This is a genomic window from Spirochaetia bacterium 38H-sp (assembly GCA_039023545.1).
Classification (GTDB): domain Bacteria; phylum Spirochaetota; class Spirochaetia; order Winmispirales; family Winmispiraceae; genus Rarispira; species Rarispira pelagica.
In genome coordinates this window covers 55372-75304 of record JBCHKQ010000004.1, presented here as the reverse complement: position 1 = coordinate 75304, position 19933 = coordinate 55372, and the positions used below count along the sequence as shown (strand labels likewise).

Sequence of the window (19933 nt, the reverse complement as noted above, 5' to 3'; positions counted from 1 at the left end):
TCCTGTTTTTTAATCTATCATATATCTGTAAAATGTTACAGTCGACTGGCCAAAGTGTTTTTCTTTTTCTATTTTGAGTGCGCCTGTTTCCCGTATAAGCTCCTCATAAGTCGGGTGGTGTATTATAACAAGTGAATCATCAGATATAAGATTGCTATTTGCTATTTTTTTTATAATATCGTTTTTCCACTTATATGGAAAAGGAGGATCCACATATATTATATCAAAATTTTCCACAGCACTTTCTATATAACTTTCTACTGGCATCATTTTTAATACTGCTCTATTATCTATCTTACTTATATTTTCTTCTATTACTCTTCTTTTTTTTCTGTCTTTTTCCACGCATACGACATATTCTGCTCCTCTGGAAAGTGCTTCCAGACCCATTATGGCAGAACCTGAGAATAGATCCAGGAAAGACATACCATATATTGGCATAATGGAGGAAAAAATAGCTTCTCTCATTCTTGACATGGCAGGCCTTATTATGCCAGGTGGACATTTTATATACCTGCCTCTATATTCTCCTCCGGTTATCTTTATTGTTTTCATATTGCGATGTCTCCCGATACTATGTTTATCAATCTGTTAAGATATGTATGTTCTGGTCGTAAAAGTGCGATATCTGCTTTTAATAATCTGGCAGCGTCACTGTGTGTCTTCTCCAGAAGTGCTTTGTCTTCTATAGGGTTGGAGAATAATAGTCGCAATTTCCCTGCCTGCACGGTTCCTTCTAATATATCTCCCGGACCTCTAATCTTGAGGTCTTCTTCTGCAATAAGAAAACCGTCTGTGTTATTTCTAAGAGTCATTAGTCTTGCTTTTGCATCCTCCGTAAGATTGGAGCTGTAGAGAAGAAATGTATATGCCTGCTTATCGCTTCTTCCTACTCTTCCTCTTAGCTGATGGAGAGTTGCAAGGCCAAAACGTTCTGCATGTTCTATTACCATACATGTTGCATTTGGTACGTTTACTCCGACTTCTATAACACTGGTAGCTACAAGTACGGATATGTCTCCATGCGAGAACCCCTGTATTATTGCTTTCTTTTGTTCTTCTGCTGTTTTTGAGTGCAGGAGAGCAACCTTATAATTTTTATAGCGCTTTTTAAGCTCTTCATACATTTTTTCTGCCGATTTAAGTTCTGTTTCATCTTTGTCTTCTATCATGGGATATACAAAATATGCCTTATTCCCTTTTTTGAGCTCGTTTTCTACCCATGCGTATATTTTTTCTTCCTTGCCATGTACTGCAAGCCTTGTTATGACCGGTTTTCTGCCCGGAGGCATTGTCTTTATTGTTGATATATCCATATCACCGTACAATGTCAAAGCCATGGTTCTTGGAATTGGTGTTGCGCTCATAAGAAGTATATCTGGATTGCTTGCTTTTTCCAGCAGTTTTGCTCTCTGAGCTACACCAAACTTGTGTTGTTCGTCTATAATGATAAGTCTGAGATTTTTATATCTCACATCATTTCCAAAAAGGCTGTGAGTTCCTATAATAAGGTCGACCTCACAAGATGATATTGCTGCCAGCAGCGTTTTCCTTGAAGCTGTCTTCTGACTACCAGTTAAAAGCCCTATTCGTATGCCGTATTTACCAAGAAGGTTTGCTGCGTTTTCCGCATGTTGTAAAGCAAGAAGCTCTGTCGGTACCATCATGGCAACTTGAAAACCTGCTTCTATGTATGGCACAGAAGCAAGCAGCGCCACTAGTGTCTTTCCGCTTCCCACATCTCCCTGCAAAAGCCTTGCCATCGGGATTGGATTTATTGTGTCTTTAAATATTTCTTCCAGTACTTTTTTTTGGTCTACGGTGAGAGCAAAACCAATTGATTTTTCTATTTTGTCCCTTAGTTCTGTATCAAAGACAGCATACGACTGATAACTCTTTTTTCTCTTTATGCTATTTCTCATAAGCATGAGCTGTAGGGCAAAAAGCTCCTGATAAGCAAATCTTCTCTTTGCCTTTTTTATATTATCAATGGATGTGGGGAAGTGTATTTCCTGTACTGCTTCTCGTATTGGCATAAGATTGTTATCTGCAATGAGCTTATCCGGCAGTGGTTCGTCCAGCATGGGGAGATATCTTTTTATGGCTTCTTTTATCAGTTTTCTCATGAGTTTTTGGGATATCTTACCTTTTACAGAATAGACAGGGATAATCTTTCCATAGGAATCCGATTTGTCCGTGTATTTTTCTATAGAAAAACTTGTTGACTGCAGCCTTCCATATTTATACTCAAAGAATCCGTTTACAAAGACCTTGTCTCCTATGTCAAAGGCTTTATCAAGAAAGTTTCTACCAAAGCATACAAGAACAGCATTCTCTGTATCATCATCTACGAATATTCTCAGAATCTTTTTTCTTCCTTGCCCTATGTAATCTTTTGCTTTTATAACGCATATTGTATTAGCAAATCTTCCCATATGAGCTTCTGCCAGACTGAGGTGTTTTGAGAGATCTATGTAGTCTCTAGGGATATGCATGAGTAGGCTGCGGATACTATCTATCCCCATCTGCCTGAGCTCTGCTATTCTCTTATAACCTATATCGGGAAGAGTGTTTATGGATGCGCTTAGTTCTTCTATAAGCATTTTATGCTATACCGGTATTAAAGCGATAAGTTTACCTACTATAAAGTCTTCTACAAGTTTATTGGCCAGTATTGCGGATATTGTAAGTATTGTTCCAAGAAGAGCTAGTGCTGCAGGATATGGGATAAGCCTGTTTTTAAAAATGAGTCTTGTCAGTCTGTATGTCATAGGCGAGAGAATGTTATCTATGGTGTACCATACAGGATGTACAGAGCTTACATGAAAAAATACGGATATTATTCTGATTACTATTAATATAATTATAAATATCACAAAAAAAAGTGCGACAGACCATATGCTGAGTACAATTATGCCCAGAACCAGAGAAAAACTTACATCCTGTCCTTCTGTAAGCCTTACAAATATTGTATTAAGGACAGATAGAACAAGTATGGCAGCTACAGGAGAAAAATCCATCATGGATGTTCTTAAAAAGCTTATTCTCTTAAATATGTTTATATACGGATCCGTTATTTTGCTTATAAAATTATTGTCAGGATATCCTCTGGTCATAGAAAACCAGCTTAGAAAAATTCTTAGTACTATTGCCAGCATGTAGACAGTAATCAACGATGACATGAAAAGCATTATAGTTTGCAACATTGTAACTCCTTATTGAAGCCAGATTTCTTTTATATGTTCTTCCTGTTTTAATGTGTTAAGAACCTCTCTGTCGGGCGACACTCTTATATGTGAGGATGCTCTTATTACGGTTTCCTTGTTATCAGTAGGGATATGAAGATATACTACACATCTTCCTGCATGGTTGAGCATTATTTCCCGTATGTTAAAGAGATTATCATCCGGTATATTACTGCCATAAAGCCTTATGTGCACCTCTCTTGCCGCATCATTGGGCAGGTTTTCCGGTTCTGTAATCTCATTAACTATAAACTTGGGTTCTCCACGGGACAGGTCTATCTTGCCTCGGCATCCTATTACATCACCAGACTCAGGAAGTTTGATAAGGGTTTTGTATACATTAGGAAAAACAACTAGCTCTATCTTACCTTTGAAATCCTCAAGAAGAATAAAAGCCATCCTATCGCCTTTCTGTGTTGTTATTTCTCTTATGCTTTTTACAAGGCCTATGAGATTGTATTCTCTGTCAGGAGAGCATTTGGAAGGATTGGATAAATCAAGTATCACGGAGCGTTTCCATACATCCCTATAATCCTCCAGAGGATGGCTTGAGAAGTAAAAGCCCAAGTGTTCCAACTCATATCTGAGCCTCTCCGCCTTGGGCCAGTCCTCAAACTTCTGCATTTCGAAACCATTTTCTATTTGTTCTTCCGATTCTTCAAACAAAAATCCCTGAGTATCCTCTTTCTCAGCTCTTACTCTGGAGGCATATCTAAGAGCCTCTTCCATATTATTAAATAGTTCTGCTCTGTTATTATGTACGGAGTCAAAAACCCCAGCCTGTATGGAAGTCTCCAAAACCTTCTTGTTGATAGTTCTTAAATCTACTCTCATTAAAAAATCTATAAAAGAGACAAATTTTCCGTTTTCTTCTCTTTCTTTTAAAATGGACCTTACAGCAGCATCGCCCATGTTTTTTACTGCAGAAAGCCCGTACACAATCTTTCCATCGCGTACAGTAAACTCACCCTCAGAATTGTTTATATCAGGAGGAAGAATCTCTATCCCCATTTCGCGAGCCTCGCTTATGTATGCTGCTATCTTATCGGGATTACCTATCTCGTTGGTGAGGTTTGCAGCCATAAACTCTGCTGGATAGTGAGCTTTTAAGTAGGCTGTCTTGTATGCAAGGACAGAATATGCAGCTGCGTGCGACTTATTAAATCCGTATCCAGCAAAAGGAACCAGAATTTCAAAAAGCTCTTCTCCAAACTCCTTGCTGTAACCCTGTTTTATGGCACCTTCTACAAACTTGACCTTTTCCTTTGCCATAACCTCAGGTTTTTTCTTACCCATAGCTCTTCTCAGAATATCAGCACCACCCAAGCTGTATCCTGCAATCTTCTGAGCAATCTGCATTACCTGCTCCTGGTATACAATTACTCCGTATGTCTCTTTGAGAATAGGTTCCAAGTCTTTGTGAGGGTAGGTGATTTTTCTTTTCCCCAGTTTAGATTCTATAAACTGGTCTATAAAAGCCATGGGACCCGGCCTGTATAGAGCATTTAAAGCAATAAGGTCTTCTATGCTGTTGGGCTTTGCGCGTTTTAGGATATTTTGCATTCCCTCGCTTTCAAACTGGAAAACAGAAGTGCTTTTTCCTTCTCCTAACAGAGCAAATGTTTCCTCATCTGTATCGGACACCTTTTCTATATCAAAATCAGGTTCTGTTCTCTTTATAAGTTTTTCTGTATTCTTTATGAGTGTAAGAGTCTTGAGACCCAAAAAGTCCATCTTTACAAGACCGCAGTCTTCCAAGTGGTTCATAGTAAACTGAGTGGATATTGCTCCTGTTCTGGGGTCCTTATAAAGCGGAACATAAGTTGTAAGCTCTTCTCGACCTATAACTATACCCGCAGCATGAGTCGATGCATGTCTTTTTAACCCCTGTAGAACAGAAGAAATCTCAAAGAGTTGAGAGTAGATTTCATCTCTTTCTGCAAACTCCTTAAGCTTGGGTTCCCTCTCCAGTGCTTCCTCTACAGACTTGGCATCTCCCATGAGTTTTGTAAGCTCATTGGATTCTGTAAAGGGGATATCAAGCACCCTTGCGACATCCTTGAGAACAGCTTTGGGTTTGAGAGTCCCGAAAGTTATAATCTGTGCAACCTTATCGGAGCCGTATTTCCTTGTTACATAATCTATGACCTCCTGCCTTCTCTCGTAGCAGAAATCTATATCAAAGTCTGGCATAGATACTCGCTCGGGATTGAGAAAACGCTCAAAAAGCAGATTGTATTTTAGAGGATCGATATCTGTGATACCAAGACTGTATGCAACAATAGAGCCTGCACCAGAACCGCGTCCGGGCCCCACAGGAATCCCAGACTGGCGTGCAAAATGTATAAAATCCCATACTATAAGGAAATATCCTGTGAAACCCATTGAGATTATAATAGAAAGCTCATGCTCAAGACGCTGTGTGTGCACATCAGTAACAGGATTATATCGCTTTTTGAGACCCTCCCGTGCAAGATGTCTAAGATACTCCTCCGGTCCTGCAAAACCTTCTGGAATCTGATATACTGGAAGAAGAGGACCTGGCAGCTCTATATCAAACTCGCATCGTTTTGCTATTCTGACTGTATTTTCCAGGGCCTCTGGAACATGGGAGAAAAGCTCGTACATCTCCTGCGGTGACTTCACATAAAACTCGGAGTTTTCAAATCGCATCCTGTCCTTATCAGTAAGTTTTTTATTGGTTCCAATACAAAGTAAAGCCTCGTGAGCATAGGCATGCTCACGCTTAAGGTAGTGGGCATCGTTGGTAGCAACAAGCGGGATACCGAGCTCGGATGATAAGTTGACAAGAGCCTTGTTTACTGTTTTTTGCTCCTCAAGACCATGGTCCTGTAGCTCAAGAAAAAAATTATCTTTACCAAATATATCTCTGTATCTCAGAGCAGCCTCGCGTGCCCTTTGAGGTTGATTGTCTAGAATATGCCTAGGAATCTGTCCTCCCAGACAGGCACTCATTGCAATAAGTCCCTCGTGGTACTGTTCAAGCAATTTGAGATCAACCCTTGGCTTATAATAAAACCCATTTAGGAAACCCTCGGACACAAGCTTGAGAAGATTCTTGTATCCAGTAGAGTTTTCTGCAAGAAGAATCAGATGATAATAAGTCTTGTTTTCTTTATCGGTATAATCGCCCTCTGAGACATAAACCTCACAGCCTATAATCGGAACAACCCCTTCCTTCTTTGCAGTCTTATAGAAATCCATCACGCCAAATAGATTCCCGTGGTCAGTAAGAGCCACATGCGACATTCCCAGCTCTTTTACCCTGGTGATGAGATCGTTTATTTTGTTGGCGCCGTCAAGCAGACTATAATCAGAATGAAGATGCAGATGAACAAAATCCATATTCCCCATGAGATAACTATACCCGTAAAAAAAAAGCTGTGCAACAAAACTAAGCGTGGCAAAAAGAATTTTACCTTATACCGAACGGTCTTACCTAAGCTTACTTAGGTAAGACCTGCATCCTGTGTAAGATGAGCATGGGCTGCCCTGTCTTTTACCAGTATCTGCCGGAGGCAGTAGCCACTGCAGAAATCTCTTGGATTTTTTTACGTGGAGCAGGGGCTACGTTCGGTATAAAATATCTTTTTAAAAGTATATATCGGATTGCAGCAGCTATTGACACATGCTGCAGGTTTTGATACATTCTTGACGATGAATATTCCCTGGTGGTGTAATGGTAGCACAGCAGATTCTGGCTCTGCTTGTGGGGGTTCGAGTCCTCCCCGGGGAAGCATATGGCCCCTTCGTCTAGTGGTTAGGACAGGAGATTCTCATTCTTCAAACAGGGGTTCGACTCCCCTAGGGGCTAGTCCGGCTTGATGCCGGATTTTTTTTAGATAGTGATGCATAAATATGCATTATTTTTGTATAAATATACAGAGAGGTCTTGATGAGTAAATCCTGTGCACTGGTTCTAGAAGACGGGACTGTTTTTTATGGCAGTCCATTCGGCGCTCCGCCTTTGAGTATCGGCTCGCTCAAAAATGGCGAGAAAAAACTGGAAGGCGTGGGTGAGGTCGTTTTTAACACCGGTATGGTAGGATATGTGGAGATTCTCACAGATCCGTCATATACTGGGCAGATTGTTACTATGACTTATCCGCATATTGGCAACTACGGGGTAGACAGAGCGTGGAATGAGTCCGGGCCCGAGAAGGGAAGAAGACAGGTCAAGGTTGCAGGTTTTGTAGTACGTAGTCTTTACGAGGGGCCTGTGCCCGAGGGGAGAATTTCTCTGTCCAAGTATCTGGAGACAGAGGGAGTGCCCGGGATTTGCGGTGTGGATACCAGGGCTCTTACGCTTATGCTGCGTGAGGGTGGGAGCCCGTTCGGACTTATTGTTGATGTACCTGCGGGACAGGAGAGCCTCTCGGATTCGGATATAAAGGCTGTTGTGGAGTATCTGGACAGTATACCCCATATGGAGGGAGCCAACCTTGTTGAGTATGTAGGTACCCGCGAGGTAGTGGACTACGATGGTGCTGCTGCTCGATTTGCTCTTATTGACTGCGGAATTAAGGCTAATATAATTCGTGAGCTCAATTCTCGTAATGTGCATGTTACGGTTTTCCCTAGCACTTGTTCTGCAGAAGATATTCTTAATGGCGGCTTTGATGCGGCGTTTTTTTCCAATGGTCCTGGAGACCCTGCTGTCCTTACAGAACAGATTGAGCTTGCAAAATCGCTTATAGGCAAGATGCCTGTTTTTGGCATATGTTTGGGACATCAGATTATTTCTCTTGCCCTTGGTGCAAAAACATACAAGCTTAAGTTTGGTCACCATGGTATCAACAATCCTGTACGAGATGAGTTTACAAAGAAGGTTTTTGTAACTTCTCAGAATCATGGCTTTGCCGTGGATGAGTCATCCCTGCCAAAGGGTGTCAGTGTATGGTTTAAGAATGCCAATGACGATACAGTTGAGGGAATTGCTCATGATAGCCTGCCAGTAAAAGCTTCTCAGTTTCATCCTGAGGCAGCGCCGGGACCTCATGATTGTTCATGGATTTTTGATGATTTTATAGATACTGCGTTAAAGAGTAAGGAGTAAAAAGTGCCCGCAAGAAAGGATATAAAATCGGTTCTTATTATAGGGTCTGGGCCCATTGTCATAGGTCAGGCCTGTGAGTTTGACTATTCTGGCACCCAGGCTGTTAAAGCCCTGAGAGAAGAGGGTTACAGGGTAATTCTTGTTAATCCCAATCCAGCTACAATCATGACTACTCCGGATATTGCAGACGCTGTATATATGGAGCCTCTTGATGTTCCCTATGTAGAAAAAATTATAGCAAAAGAGCGTCCTGATGCTCTTTTGCCTACAATGGGAGGGCAGACAGGGCTCAACCTGTCCATAGAGCTTTATGAGCAGGGGGTTCTTGCAAAATATGGGGTGGAGCTTATAGGTGCGGATATAGAAGCTATAAAGAGAGCTGAAGACAGGGGTGAGTTTAAGGAGACCATGCTTAAGATTGGGCTTGATGTTCCCCGATCCGCTGTTGTGCACAGTATGTCAGAAGGCTTCAAGGTTTTGGAAGAAATAGGGCTTCCTCTTATAATCAGACCCAGCTTTACACTAGGTGGTAAAGGCGGAAGTATTGCCAACACAAGAGCAGAATATGAGCTTCAGCTTGAGAGAGCTTTTATAGAGAGCCCTGTGCATGAGGCCCTTATAGAAGAGTCTCTCCTGGGGTGGAAGGAGTTTGAGCTTGAAGTCATGAGAGACCATGCTGATAATGCTATCATAGTATGTTCTATAGAAAATATAGATGCCATGGGTGTACATACTGGTGACAGCATAACAGTTGCTCCCATACAGACCTTATCAGATCCAGAGTACCAAAAGATGCGCACGGCAGGTATAGAGGTTCTGCGTGCTATCGGAGTCGATACTGGCGGTTCCAATGTGCAGTTTGCAGTCAATCCCAAGACTGGCAGAATGGTTGTAATAGAGATGAATCCGCGTGTATCACGTTCTTCTGCTCTTGCAAGTAAAGCAACAGGATTTCCCATAGCACGAGCTGCCGCAAAGCTTGCAATAGGTTATACGCTTGATGAGATTGTCAACGAGATAACAGGCAAGACAGTATCCTGCTTTGAGCCTAGTTTGGATTATGTCGCAGTAAAAGTTCCTCGCTTTGAGTTTGGTAAGTTTCCAGCAGGCTACAGAGAGCTGGGAACTCAGATGAAGTCAATAGGAGAATCCCTTGCTCTTGGGAGAACCTTTCCGGAGGCTCTAAACAAGGCAATAAGGGCTATAGAGCAGGGTACGGACGGTCTAAGCGAACTAAAACTGCCGCAGGAAGAAGTGGAAGAGATGCTGCATTTTCTGCACCCACAGAAGCTCCCTGCCGTATATACAACTTTACACAGGGAGGGGCGTTCGGCAATTGACCGCATACTTGAAAAAACGAAGATAGACATATGGTTTATATCTCAGATAGCAGACCTCGTAGAGTTTGAAAAATCAATAGAAGGTAAGGGCATCCTTGATAAGGCAACTCTGCTTAAGGCAAAGCAGTATGGACTTACGGACAGAAAAATAGCCGAGCTTACCGGTATGAAAAAGGATGAAGTAAGCTCCCTGAGGGAAAAGAACAGCATAAGAGCAAGCTACCACTTTGTAGACACCTGTGCAGGCGAGTTTGCAGCGGAGACCCCTTACTTTTACAGTACATATGGGGAGATTGATGAGGGAGGAGACAGCGGAGAAGATTCTGTAATCATCATAGCATCCGGGCCCAATAGGATAGGACAGGGTCTTGAGTTTGATACCTGCTGTACTCTTGCTACAATGGCATATCGAGAGATTGGAAAGAAAGCAATAATGGTAAACTCCAATCCAGAAACAGTATCAACAGACTTTAACGTATCAGACCGATTGTATCTTGAACCTCTCAATTCTGAGGATGTAAAAGAAATACTCAAAAAAGAAAAGACAAAAAAAGTCGTAGTACAGCTGGGAGGACAGACTCCTCTTAATATGGCAGAAGAACTTGAAAAGGCAGGAGCTCAGATAGTAGGGACACCCGTAAAAGGAATAACAGAGGCGGAAGACAGGGCCTTCTTTTCAAAGCTTGTAGAAAGACTCAACCTTAGACAGCCAAGCAACAAAGCTGCAAAGAACTGGGATGAGGTAAAAACCTTTACACAGGAAATAGGCTTCCCTGTACTTTTACGACCATCTTTTGTTCTTGGCGGCAAAAGCATGTTTATAGCTTATAATGAGGAAGAACTTGGAGAATTCCTTAAGAAAGACATAGAGATATCGGCAGCCAGACCCGTACTTGTTGACCAATTTCTTGAGGATGCCTTTGAATATGATGTGGATGCAGTAGCAGACGGTTATAACGTTTACATAGGCGGGATAATGCAGCACATAGAAGCTGCCGGAATCCATTCTGGTGATTCTGCCTGCGTCTTTCCTGCCTACAAATCAACACCCAATATTCTGAATAAGATGCGCGAAGCAACTGTCAAGATTGCAAGAGAACTGGGTGTAAAAGGTTTTCTCAACATACAGTTTGCAGCCAAGGATGATGAACTGTACGTGCTTGAGGTTAATCCCCGGGCATCTAGAACCGTACCATATCTTTCCAAAGCCTCCGGCGTCAATCTTGTAAAAGCTGCCGTAAAAGTGTGGGAAGGAGAAGACCTTGCAAGCCAGGGACTTGTTGGAAAAGATGGAGTAGGTGAGGGACACTGTATTGTCGGATGGGCGGTAAAAGAAGCCATGTTTTCATTTGATAGATTTCGTGATCTGGATCCGCTTCTTGGACCTGAGATGAAATCAACAGGAGAAGTGATTGGAATAGGCAAGAGCTTTGGAGAAGCTTTTGCCAAGGCACAACTTGCCTCAGGAAACAGACTCCCTACCCATGGTCGTGTATTTGTTTCTGTACATGACGACGACAAGAAAACGATTCTACCTATAGTCAAGGAACTAGCAGAACTGGGCTTTGAAATAGCGGCAACCAGAGGTACAGCAGATTATCTGTATAAAAATGGTCTATTCCCCGAGGTTCTTCTTAAGATACACGAAGGACACCCCAATCTTCTGGACCACATGCGCAGGGGCAGAATACAACTTGTGATAAACACACCTTTGGGGCGATTCTCACAAAAAGGCGATGAGCACATCAGGATAGAAGCTCTCAAGAGAAAAATACCCTATACGACAACCACCTCTGCAGCACAAGCCGCAGTAGAAGGCATAAAACACCTTCTCTCAGGTGACATAAGCGTAGAAAAAGTAGAACAGTTTAAATAATCAATAATAAAAGCATACCGAACGGGCTGCCACACAAAAGTATGGCAGCCCTTTTTTATTAACATAAAAAAAGCGGCATATTCCTGACCGGGAACATGCCGCCACCCCTCCAGGGGCTAAATCGTAAGATCATAAACCACAATAATCTTTTCGACACACTTAGAAAAAAGTTTAACAAAAAAATAGCTTTTTATTATTTTTTAACATAGACACTTTATTTGTAGAGAGGACTTACATAGTCAATTTCTTCCATATAGATATGGGTAGAATCCTCGATAGCTTTCAAAATAACAGCATAATTTTTTATGACAGAATCTTCTGTTCTTGCATCAATAAGATTATCAACAACATCCTGGATAAGAAGATTAATTAGCGGGAAAACAGGATTTCTTTTTATATCAAAGATAATTGCTTCTATCTTTGTAAAAGTATCTTGAGTTATATTAATATCTCTTGTTATTTCTAGCCCTTTTTGTGCCTTATCACTTATATCTTGGATAAGCTCTTTTAAAATATAAAAAACCTGACTTGATTTTTGCATATTCTTCTTTATTAAAGCAGCATCTCTTATATCCTTTAAGATATTATCGATATTATCCCTTATATAAGGTAGATTAGACATCTCTGGCGGACTTATATACTCTATACCTTTGATATCAACCCCGCCCTTGCTTATCCTCACTGTGCGAGGAAAAACAGTCTTTCCAACCTCTATCTCAAACCAAGTCTTATATACCTCCATCCTAGAATTTGTATAAGTATACCCTGTATCACATTTTTCCCGTCTTAGACCTGCATCAAAATAAACAGGAATAATATTGTCATGAGGACTTCTGAGTCTACTGCTTTTTACCAGAGAATACTCTTCTACAAGAGCCCCTTTATAATAAAGCCTTCTTTGTGGAAAACCTAAGTCAACACCGGCCATCATTATGATGTCCGCACCGCATAAGCGTGCGAGATCCCATGCGCTGGTTGTTACAGAGCCACCTGCTGCAAGAGACATCTTAAACCCCGTCCATCTGGAAAAGAAAGATACAAGAGGAAGAGCGGAATTTATAAAAAGAGCAGAAAGTCCTTCTTTGTGAAGCACAGAAGGGTACACAGCAGGATCTGTTACAAGTAAACAATTACTTTTATCCACATAATCTAGATGACGACTATTCCAGTATTGAGGATCCACAGTTATCACAATATCGGGGATTACACCATTTTGTCTGCACCATCTGATAGAAGTATCCGTTGCAATAATAAAAGTTCTTTCCCTTAACATAGAAATATGAGGTGATAAAAGATCAAGAGACGGTCCTGCGCCGAGAAGAATAGCAGGATAAGCTAACCTGCCTGATAAAAGTTCCAGCCCATGTGCATCGATAAACAACGGAAGATTTCGCAATGTGTTTCTTATCCACCTTCTGCCAAACTTCTTGGCAGTATTTCTGTTGGTATTTCTTGCTTTCTTTATACGTTCTGTAAGATTAAAAATATGCTTATATTTATCTTGATAGTAATTTTTATATGCATTGAGAGAGAAAAAATAAATTCCACTGTCAGGGTATGATAAAATAACAGAAAAAAAACTTTTTTCATCCAACATATCATATGTAAAAAAACTAACTCTTTCTCCCTGCATTAGAAAAGAGAAGTCTCTCAGCCCTGCAATCTCATACAAATTCTCAAAAAGAGGCTCGATTATTATAGCATCTGCTGTTCTATTTCTATTGAGAAATTCTTCCACATGATATCCGCCTCCAAGACCAAAGAACACACACACATCAGCTTTTTCCAAATTTGCTTCTTTTATAAGTCTCGCTGCCTCTTTATCCGGAGAATATTTGCTGTATACAGCTTTTCCATCCAGTTCCAGAAAATATCTTCCTTTGTCTTCTCTTAGGATGATATCTCCTCTTTTTCTATTTTTACCAATGTCAATAAAACGATGGATAAGATGTGAAAAGATATTAAGATTTTTTTTCTTTAGATTTTCTCTATCAGTACTAGTTTCCTGCATATTATTCTAATTCCAGAGTAATTGACATACCTTTTTTAAAAGGTGTTCCTGGTTCAGGATTTTGTCTTACAACCCATCCGGAACCTTTTATATTTACCTTTATATCGTCTCTTAGAAGAAGAGGCATGAGCGTTGCCTTAGAAAGACCTGTAAAGTCCGGAATAACATCCGTAATAATTGGAAGTTTTTCTACAGGAATTTTGGTCTTACCATCAGAATATAGATGAGTTTTTTCTGTGTTGTCTTTTATATCAATATAATCTGATACTCGTTTTATAAGTTCTGCAATGGCAGGAGCTGCTATTCTGCCCCCATAGTAGCTTTCACCATGGGGAGAATCTATAACAATATATGCAATTATACTGGGATTATCCGCCGGAATAAAGGACATAGTAGAGGCAATAAAATCTGTTTTTGAGTATTTTCCTGTTTTGGGATCAAGCTTTTGTGCTGTACCTGTTTTTGCTGCAATATTTACAAAATCCAATTTTGCTCTTTTTGCTGTTCCTCTTTCTACAGCTTCTTGCATCCCCTGGAGTATTATTTCCGTAGTACTGGGAGAAAAAACCTGATCTATTCTTACAGGTTTGCTTTCTTTTATTATTTTTCCATCTTGGGTTGTTATCTTTTTTATAATTTGTGGCTCAAGGAGAGTGCCTTTATTAGCAATAGCTGTTGCTGCCTTTATCATTTGGATTGCTGTAACACCTATTTCCTGTCCTATGGCAATTGTGGGCTTGGAGCGTAAAGACCATTTTTCTGGACTATTCAATACTCCTGCTGATTCTCCGTTTAAAGCTATTCCTGTTTTGTTTCCAAAACCAAGCTTGATGAGTAATCTGTAAAACTCCTCATCGGATACCGTATCTGATGCATATGCGGCACCTGTATTGCAGGAATTTACAAGTATATCTGTTATGTTTTCTTCTCCATGTGTACCAAGACAGTTTATCTTTATATTGGGGGTTGTACTGGTATTTACATAATATCCGGGACAATAAGTTCTAAAACTGCTGTCTATTCCTCCTATCTCAAGAAAAGATGCAAGAGAAAATATTTTAAAAACAGAGCCTGGTTCATAAGAATATGATATGGGGTAGTTTGTTCTCTGTTCGATAGTAGTTTCAGGATAGAGATTACAATCAAAACCGGGGGCTGCACTGTATGCCAAGATTTCTCCTGTTTTTGCATCTGCAAGTAGAATCATAACGTCTTTTGCTTTGTGCTGTGTTTTTAACTCTTCTGCAAAATTATCCGTAATATGTTGTATTCTGGAGTCTATAGTTAGAAATATGTTATTACCACCGGAATATGGCACATCTCCCATTGAAGACATAAGAATAGAGTCCATAGTGTATTCTACGCCATCCAATCCTCTGTTATCTGTTCCGCTATACCCTACAACATGTGACCCTATTGATTTTAGCGGATATATTCTTGTGTATTCCGGTTGCAAAGAAAAGCCGGGCAGTTTTCCGCTGGCAATGAGTTTGTTTATTTCTTTTTCTGCAGATGGTGATAATCTTCTTTTTATATATAAAAAGCCTTTGCTGCTGTTTAATTTATCTCTGAGTTCTTCTTCTTTTATATCAAGAATAGGAGATAATAATTTTATAGAAGAATCAATATCCTCTACGGAGGGCATCCATGCAGATAGAGAAAAAAGTTTGATTTGGATTGCCAGGATTTCTCCATTCCTATCCATTATTGTTCCACGTATTTTTTTGTTGTTTGTTATGGAGGTTTTTGCATTTTCTTTGTTAAAAAGCATTAGATATGATATGCGGCCCATAAGGATAATAGCCCAAATGAGTAGGAAAGAGATAGCTATCCATATACGTACGGATCTCTTTTTATCTTCCATTAGTCAGAAAAGGTTAACACATTTCCTATTATATTCTCAATGGGAATATAACCGTAATTTCTGGAATCAACAGAACTGATTTTATTATCACCTTCCAGATATATTTCTTTTTTATACCTGGTAATGCATCTCTTTATAGAAAAGTTCCCCATGGGATCTATAAATGCTACTATTGAGCCTTCTTTAGGCACTCCCCATCTTACAATAAATCTCGTGCTAAAGGGAATTCTTATTCCATATACAATTGTAAACACATAAACAATTTTATTTTCACGTATGGCAGGTTGCATAGAATTCCCTTCAACTGCAGCAGGGAAGCCGATCTCCGATATAAGAAGAAATATAAATATTACAATGCAAATATGTTTCACAGAATAATTATAAGGAATCAGAAATTTTATGTCGATATCATATCTATGATCATGTTAAAAGAAAGCATTGCATCGGATACAGAGAAAAAAGGTTTGTTGTATACTGCTACGTTTATGTTGGAAAATAAGTATATAAAAGTTCCCGGTAAGAAAGCAATAAAAAGAAATACCTCAAAGAAAAATACATATTCTTATAATAATAACCTTGTCGGTACTGGAATAAAAGAAAATAATAAAACGCAAGTTATGATTTCTCCCAAATTTGTAAGGGTACTTTACATAATAGTTTTGGTATTGTTTTTTGTTTTAATTGTTCTTTTTGCCATAAACAATGCACTGGCATCTGAGATGTTAATAAAGGAAGAAGAAAGTGATAGATTTCTCAGTGAAATTGTTTCCAATTATGTTTCCTATGGTTCTTTTTTTGAAAAGCCGGAGCCTGCATATGTAGAAGTAGATCCTTCTCAATTCTCCAGTCTTAATGTACAGGAATACACTATAAAACAGGGAGACACACTCTACGATATAGCAAAAAAGTTTAACCTTAGATTGGATACCATCATAAGCTTTAATACCATGTCTGATGTAAGAAGAATACCTGTAAATACTACAATACATATTCCAGATAGAAATGGTGTCTTGTATACAGTTAATAAAGGCGATTCGCTTGAATCTATAGCAAAGAAATACGGAATAAGTATGATAAGTATATTGGATGCAAATGATTTATCTACGGATAAATTAAAAGTAGGGCAAAAACTATTTCTTCCTGACGCAAAAATGAGTTCTTTTGAATTAAAAAAGGCGCTTGGAGAATTGTTTATATATCCCATCAAAGGAAGGCTTACATCCAGTTTTGGGATGAGAACCAATCCCTTCACAGGTAAAGGTCCTTTGAGTTTTCATAATGGTATAGATATTGCAAATCCCATTGGTACTCCTGTCAAAGCTGCGTTGGCCGGAAAGATCGTAAGGGCAGGAACACATTCCATATATGGCAAGTATGTAATTATTTCCCATTATGGTGGATTTCAGACTTTATATGGACATATGTCAAGAATATTAGTCAAAAGCGGTCAATATGTATCGCAGGGACAAAAAATAGGAGAAGTAGGTAATACAGGATACAGCTCTGGGCCACATTTGCATTTTTCTGTATTTAAGAATGGAAAAGCAGTAGACCCATTAAAATATCTGCGTTAAAATATAGCAATCGCAGGGAGGCTTTATGAGAAGACTTGCTATAGTCTTGGTTATTATTTTTGCTATTGTCACACTTGTCAATGTATACACCAATACGTCTACAGTATTCCCTGTAGGCGATTCCGGAGCTCTTAAAACAAGTTCCACTGTTAGTTCTGATAGTTGATTTTTTAATGCGAGTAGGCCTAGTGCCCGACTCGCAGATGATTATTTCCCACAGCAGTGTTTGTATTTTTTTCCGCTTCCACAAGGACAGGGCTCATTTCTACCGACCTTTTTTCCTGTTCTCACTATTTGGACAGAAGCAGGTTGTCCTTGTCTAGTAAGTGTTTTGTTGCTATTTTGACCTGAAAGGGCGGTAAAGTCATTATGTACTGTTTTTATGTTTCTTGAGCGGTTTCTATTATAATAATAGTCTTGGGGCCTTTCCTGTATCTGTAGAACCAATAGCTTTTTTGCAGTATTTAATCGTATTGTTTGAATCATGTCTTCGAATATCTGTGAGCCTTCCAGTTTGTACTCGAGAAGAGGATTCTTTTGTGCATATGCTCTTAGATATACTGCTTCTCTTAGAGCTTCCATCTGTTCCAGATGTTCTTGCCACTTAATATCGATATTTCTAAGATATTCAAACCTGAGAAATAGATTAAGAGGTTCTTTTCCTGCTTTTGCTTCTTTTTCTGCTATTTCTTTTTCTATGTCTTCTGTTATAAGTTTTATAGCTGTATCCAGATTGTAATATTGTTCTTCTTCTAGGCTTGGAGGTGTATAATAAAGTTCTTCTTTTAATTTGTTTATGATTATATCGCCTTTTAGTTTTGTTTCGTTCTCAAATATTTCTTCCAGGATTATTTCTACAGTTTCAAGGATTGCATTTTTTACTCTTGCTGTGAGGTTCTTATCTGCCAGTATGGCGTCTCGTTGCTCGTATATAAATTTTCTTTGTTCGTTTAATACATCGTCATATTCCAGAAGGTGCTTTCTTATTTCATAGTTTTTATCTTCTACTCTTTGTTGGGCTTTTTCTATACTCCTATTTATAAGAGGATGATTGAGAGGTTCTCCAGGCTTCATCCCAACTCTTGCCATCATATCCTTAAGGTTGCCTCCCCCAAATAATTTCATCAGAGAGTCATCCATCGAGATGTAGAATCTGGAGCGCCCTGGGTCTCCTTGTCTTCCCGAGCGTCCTCGTAGCTGGTTATCTATTCTTCTTGATTCGTGTCTTTCTGTACCAAGTACATATAGTCCTCCCAGCTCTTTTATCTCTTTATAGTTTTTTTCCCATTTATTGAGCTCTTTTTCATAAGCTGCGAGATATTCTTCTGGGGTCGCTTCCGAGCCACAAGCTTTTCTGGCAAGATATTCTGGACTACCACCTAGTTTTATATCTGTTCCTCTACCTGCCATATTTGTAGCTATCGTAACAGCTCCCCGTGAACCTGCTTCTGCTATGATTGTTGCTTCTTTTGCGTGATTTTTTGCATTTAGAACTTGGTGTGGAATTCCTCGTTTCTTTAACATGTAGGAAATTTGTTCTGATTTTTCTATTGATATTGTTCCCACAAGAACAGGCTGTCCTTTTTTGTGTGCCTGTTCTATTTCTGTGCATATTGCATTTAGTTTGTCTTCTTCGTTTAAAAATACCAGGTCATCCTGGTCTACTCTTCTTAATGGTCTGTTTGTAGGAATTACAGTTACATCAAGTCCATAGATTTTGGAAAATTCTTTTGCCTCTGTTTCTGCTGTTCCTGTCATGCCGGAGAGTTTTTCATACATTCTAAAGTAGTTCTGAAAGGTTATTGTTGCGAGAGTTTTGTTTCTTTCTGCTATTTTTATATTTTCCTTTGCTTCTAGTGCCTGATGAAGGCCTTCTGAGTATCGTCTGCCATGTAATATTCTGCCCGTAAACTCATCTACTATTTGTACTTGTCCGTCTTGTACTACATAATCCACATCCTTTTTAAAGAGAAAGTGAGCTCTGCAAGCCTGTGTAACATAATGGATAAACTCAAAATTTTCTTCTGAGAATATGGAACCTGTTATTGCCTTTCTCTTGTTTAATAATTCTTCTATTTTTGCAAGGCCGTTATTAGTGAACGTTACTCTTTTGTTCTTTATATCCAGTTTATAGTGTCCTTCTTCTTCCCTTTCTTCTATGTATTCTCCGCTTTCCGAATCTTTAGGAGCTTCTTTTAAAAATGGAATTATTCTATTGGCTTCCATTATTTTTATTTTGTCATCTTCTGCCGGACCGGATATTATGAGGGGAGTTCTGGCTTCATCAATAAGAATAGAGTCTATTTCGTCCACAATACAATAATGGTGTCCTCTTTGTACTTTTTCCGAGAGGTCCCGGCACATGTTATCCCTGAGATAATCAAATCCGAATTCATTATTGGTACCGTATGTTATATCTTTATTGTAAGCTTGTTTTCTTGCCTCTGTATCCATACTGGATAATATTACTCCGACGGATATTCCCAGTAGATCATATACGGGTTTCATCCATTTTGAGTCCCTTTCTGCCAGATAGTCGTTTACAGTTATGATATGTACGCCTTTTCCTGTTAGTGCGTTAAGATATGCGGCAGGAACGCTGGAAAGGGTTTTACCCTCTCCAGTTTTCATTTCCATGATATTGCCTTTATGAAGGCTTATGGCTCCCAGAAGCTGGACATCATATAATCTTTCGCCTAGCTTTCTTTTTGCTGCTTCTCTTGCAATGGCAAAAGCTTCCGGAAGTATGTCGTCGGTATTTTTGCCTGCCTGTAAAAGGCTTTTAAGCCGTTCGGTTTCTTTTTTAAAATCGGAATCATCGAGCTGCATTGCCCATGGTTCCAGTTTATTTATGTTATATAATATCGGCAGTAGGTTTTTAAGATCTCTTTCTTTTTTTGTTCCAAAAATCTTGTTTAGTATCTTCATAACTCTAACCTATACATA

Annotated in this window: 12 protein-coding genes and 2 tRNA genes; 6 read left to right on the top strand and 8 right to left on the bottom strand. The window is 39.4% G+C overall.

Annotated features, from left to right (window positions below; genetic code table 11):
- Positions 1-9: 9 nt before the first annotated feature.
- The 4 genes from rsmD to dnaE are packed head-to-tail and all read right to left on the bottom strand — an operon-like array spanning position 10 to position 6611.
- A complete protein-coding gene (gene rsmD, locus WKV44_08545) occupies positions 10-555 on the bottom strand; it encodes a 16S rRNA (guanine(966)-N(2))-methyltransferase RsmD (protein MEM5948591.1) in 546 nt (181 codons plus the stop codon).
- Entirely contained in the window at positions 552-2603 is a 2052-nt protein-coding gene (gene recG / locus WKV44_08540; protein ID MEM5948590.1) for an ATP-dependent DNA helicase RecG, read from the bottom strand. Before recG ends, rsmD begins: the two co-directional genes overlap by 4 nt.
- Positions 2604-2609: 6 nt before the next feature.
- Entirely contained in the window at positions 2610-3206 is a 597-nt protein-coding gene (locus WKV44_08535) for a YggT family protein (GenBank protein ID MEM5948589.1), read from the bottom strand.
- Between the two features lie 9 nt (positions 3207-3215).
- Positions 3216-6611 carry a DNA polymerase III subunit alpha gene (gene dnaE / locus WKV44_08530; GenBank protein MEM5948588.1) on the bottom strand — a complete coding sequence of 1132 codons (3396 nt, stop codon included), beginning with the start codon at positions 6609-6611 and terminating at the stop codon, positions 3216-3218.
- Between the two features lie 320 nt (positions 6612-6931).
- Here dnaE and WKV44_08525 point away from each other — a divergent pair.
- From WKV44_08525 to carB, 4 genes are all read left to right on the top strand, one after another.
- Positions 6932-7002, top strand: a tRNA-Gln gene (locus WKV44_08525).
- A 6-nt stretch (positions 7003-7008) separates the two neighbouring features.
- A tRNA-Glu gene (locus WKV44_08520) sits at positions 7009-7080 on the top strand.
- A gap of 81 nt (positions 7081-7161) precedes the next feature.
- Positions 7162-8322, top strand: a complete 1161-nt coding sequence (carA, locus tag WKV44_08515; protein MEM5948587.1) for a glutamine-hydrolyzing carbamoyl-phosphate synthase small subunit — start codon at positions 7162-7164, stop codon at positions 8320-8322.
- Between the two features lie 3 nt (positions 8323-8325).
- Positions 8326-11538 carry a carbamoyl-phosphate synthase large subunit gene (carB, locus tag WKV44_08510; GenBank protein ID MEM5948586.1) on the top strand — a complete coding sequence of 1071 codons (3213 nt, stop codon included), beginning with the start codon at positions 8326-8328 and terminating at the stop codon, positions 11536-11538.
- 214 nt (positions 11539-11752) lie between these two features.
- Here the strand turns inward: carB and WKV44_08505 are convergent, their stop codons facing one another.
- The 3 genes from WKV44_08505 to WKV44_08495 are packed head-to-tail and all read right to left on the bottom strand — an operon-like array spanning position 11753 to position 15784.
- A complete protein-coding gene (locus WKV44_08505; protein MEM5948585.1) occupies positions 11753-13549 on the bottom strand; it encodes a 6-hydroxymethylpterin diphosphokinase MptE-like protein in 1797 nt (598 codons plus the stop codon).
- A gap of 1 nt (position 13550) precedes the next feature.
- Positions 13551-15413 (bottom strand): penicillin-binding transpeptidase domain-containing protein, encoded by a 1863-nt coding sequence (locus tag WKV44_08500; protein MEM5948584.1) that lies wholly within the window; start codon positions 15411-15413, stop codon positions 13551-13553.
- Positions 15413-15784, bottom strand: coding sequence for a S26 family signal peptidase (locus tag WKV44_08495; protein ID MEM5948583.1), 372 nt, complete (start codon positions 15782-15784; stop codon positions 15413-15415). The genes WKV44_08500 and WKV44_08495 overlap by 1 nt, the downstream gene beginning before the upstream one ends.
- Here WKV44_08495 and WKV44_08490 point away from each other — a divergent pair.
- Positions 15776-16987: a M23 family metallopeptidase gene (locus tag WKV44_08490; GenBank protein MEM5948582.1), complete on the top strand. Its 1212-nt coding sequence runs from the start codon at positions 15776-15778 to the stop codon at positions 16985-16987. The two genes, WKV44_08495 and WKV44_08490, sit on opposite strands and share 9 nt — an antisense overlap.
- Before the next feature lie 25 nt (positions 16988-17012).
- Entirely contained in the window at positions 17013-17153 is a 141-nt protein-coding gene (locus WKV44_08485; protein ID MEM5948581.1) for a hypothetical protein, read from the top strand.
- 41 nt (positions 17154-17194) lie between these two features.
- Here WKV44_08485 and secA read toward each other — a convergent pair whose 3' ends face one another.
- Entirely contained in the window at positions 17195-19915 is a 2721-nt protein-coding gene (gene secA / locus WKV44_08480; protein ID MEM5948580.1) for a preprotein translocase subunit SecA, read from the bottom strand.
- Positions 19916-19933 lie beyond the last annotated feature (18 nt).

Coding starts and splice junctions, on each gene's coding strand:
- rsmD (MEM5948591.1), bottom strand. CDS start 555: ATGAAAACAATAAAGATAACCGGAGGAGAATATAGAGGCAGGTATATA.
- recG (MEM5948590.1), bottom strand. CDS start 2,603: ATGCTTATAGAAGAACTAAGCGCATCCATAAACACTCTTCCCGATATA.
- WKV44_08535 (MEM5948589.1), bottom strand. CDS start 3,206: ATGTTGCAAACTATAATGCTTTTCATGTCATCGTTGATTACTGTCTAC.
- dnaE (MEM5948588.1), bottom strand. CDS start 6,611: ATGGATTTTGTTCATCTGCATCTTCATTCTGATTATAGTCTGCTTGAC.
- carA (MEM5948587.1), top strand. CDS start 7,162: ATGAGTAAATCCTGTGCACTGGTTCTAGAAGACGGGACTGTTTTTTAT.
- WKV44_08505 (MEM5948585.1), bottom strand. CDS start 13,549: ATGCAGGAAACTAGTACTGATAGAGAAAATCTAAAGAAAAAAAATCTT.
- WKV44_08500 (MEM5948584.1), bottom strand. CDS start 15,413: ATGGAAGATAAAAAGAGATCCGTACGTATATGGATAGCTATCTCTTTC.
- WKV44_08490 (MEM5948582.1), top strand. CDS start 15,776: ATGTTTCACAGAATAATTATAAGGAATCAGAAATTTTATGTCGATATC.
- WKV44_08485 (MEM5948581.1), top strand. CDS start 17,013: ATGAGAAGACTTGCTATAGTCTTGGTTATTATTTTTGCTATTGTCACA.
- secA (MEM5948580.1), bottom strand. CDS start 19,915: ATGAAGATACTAAACAAGATTTTTGGAACAAAAAAAGAAAGAGATCTT.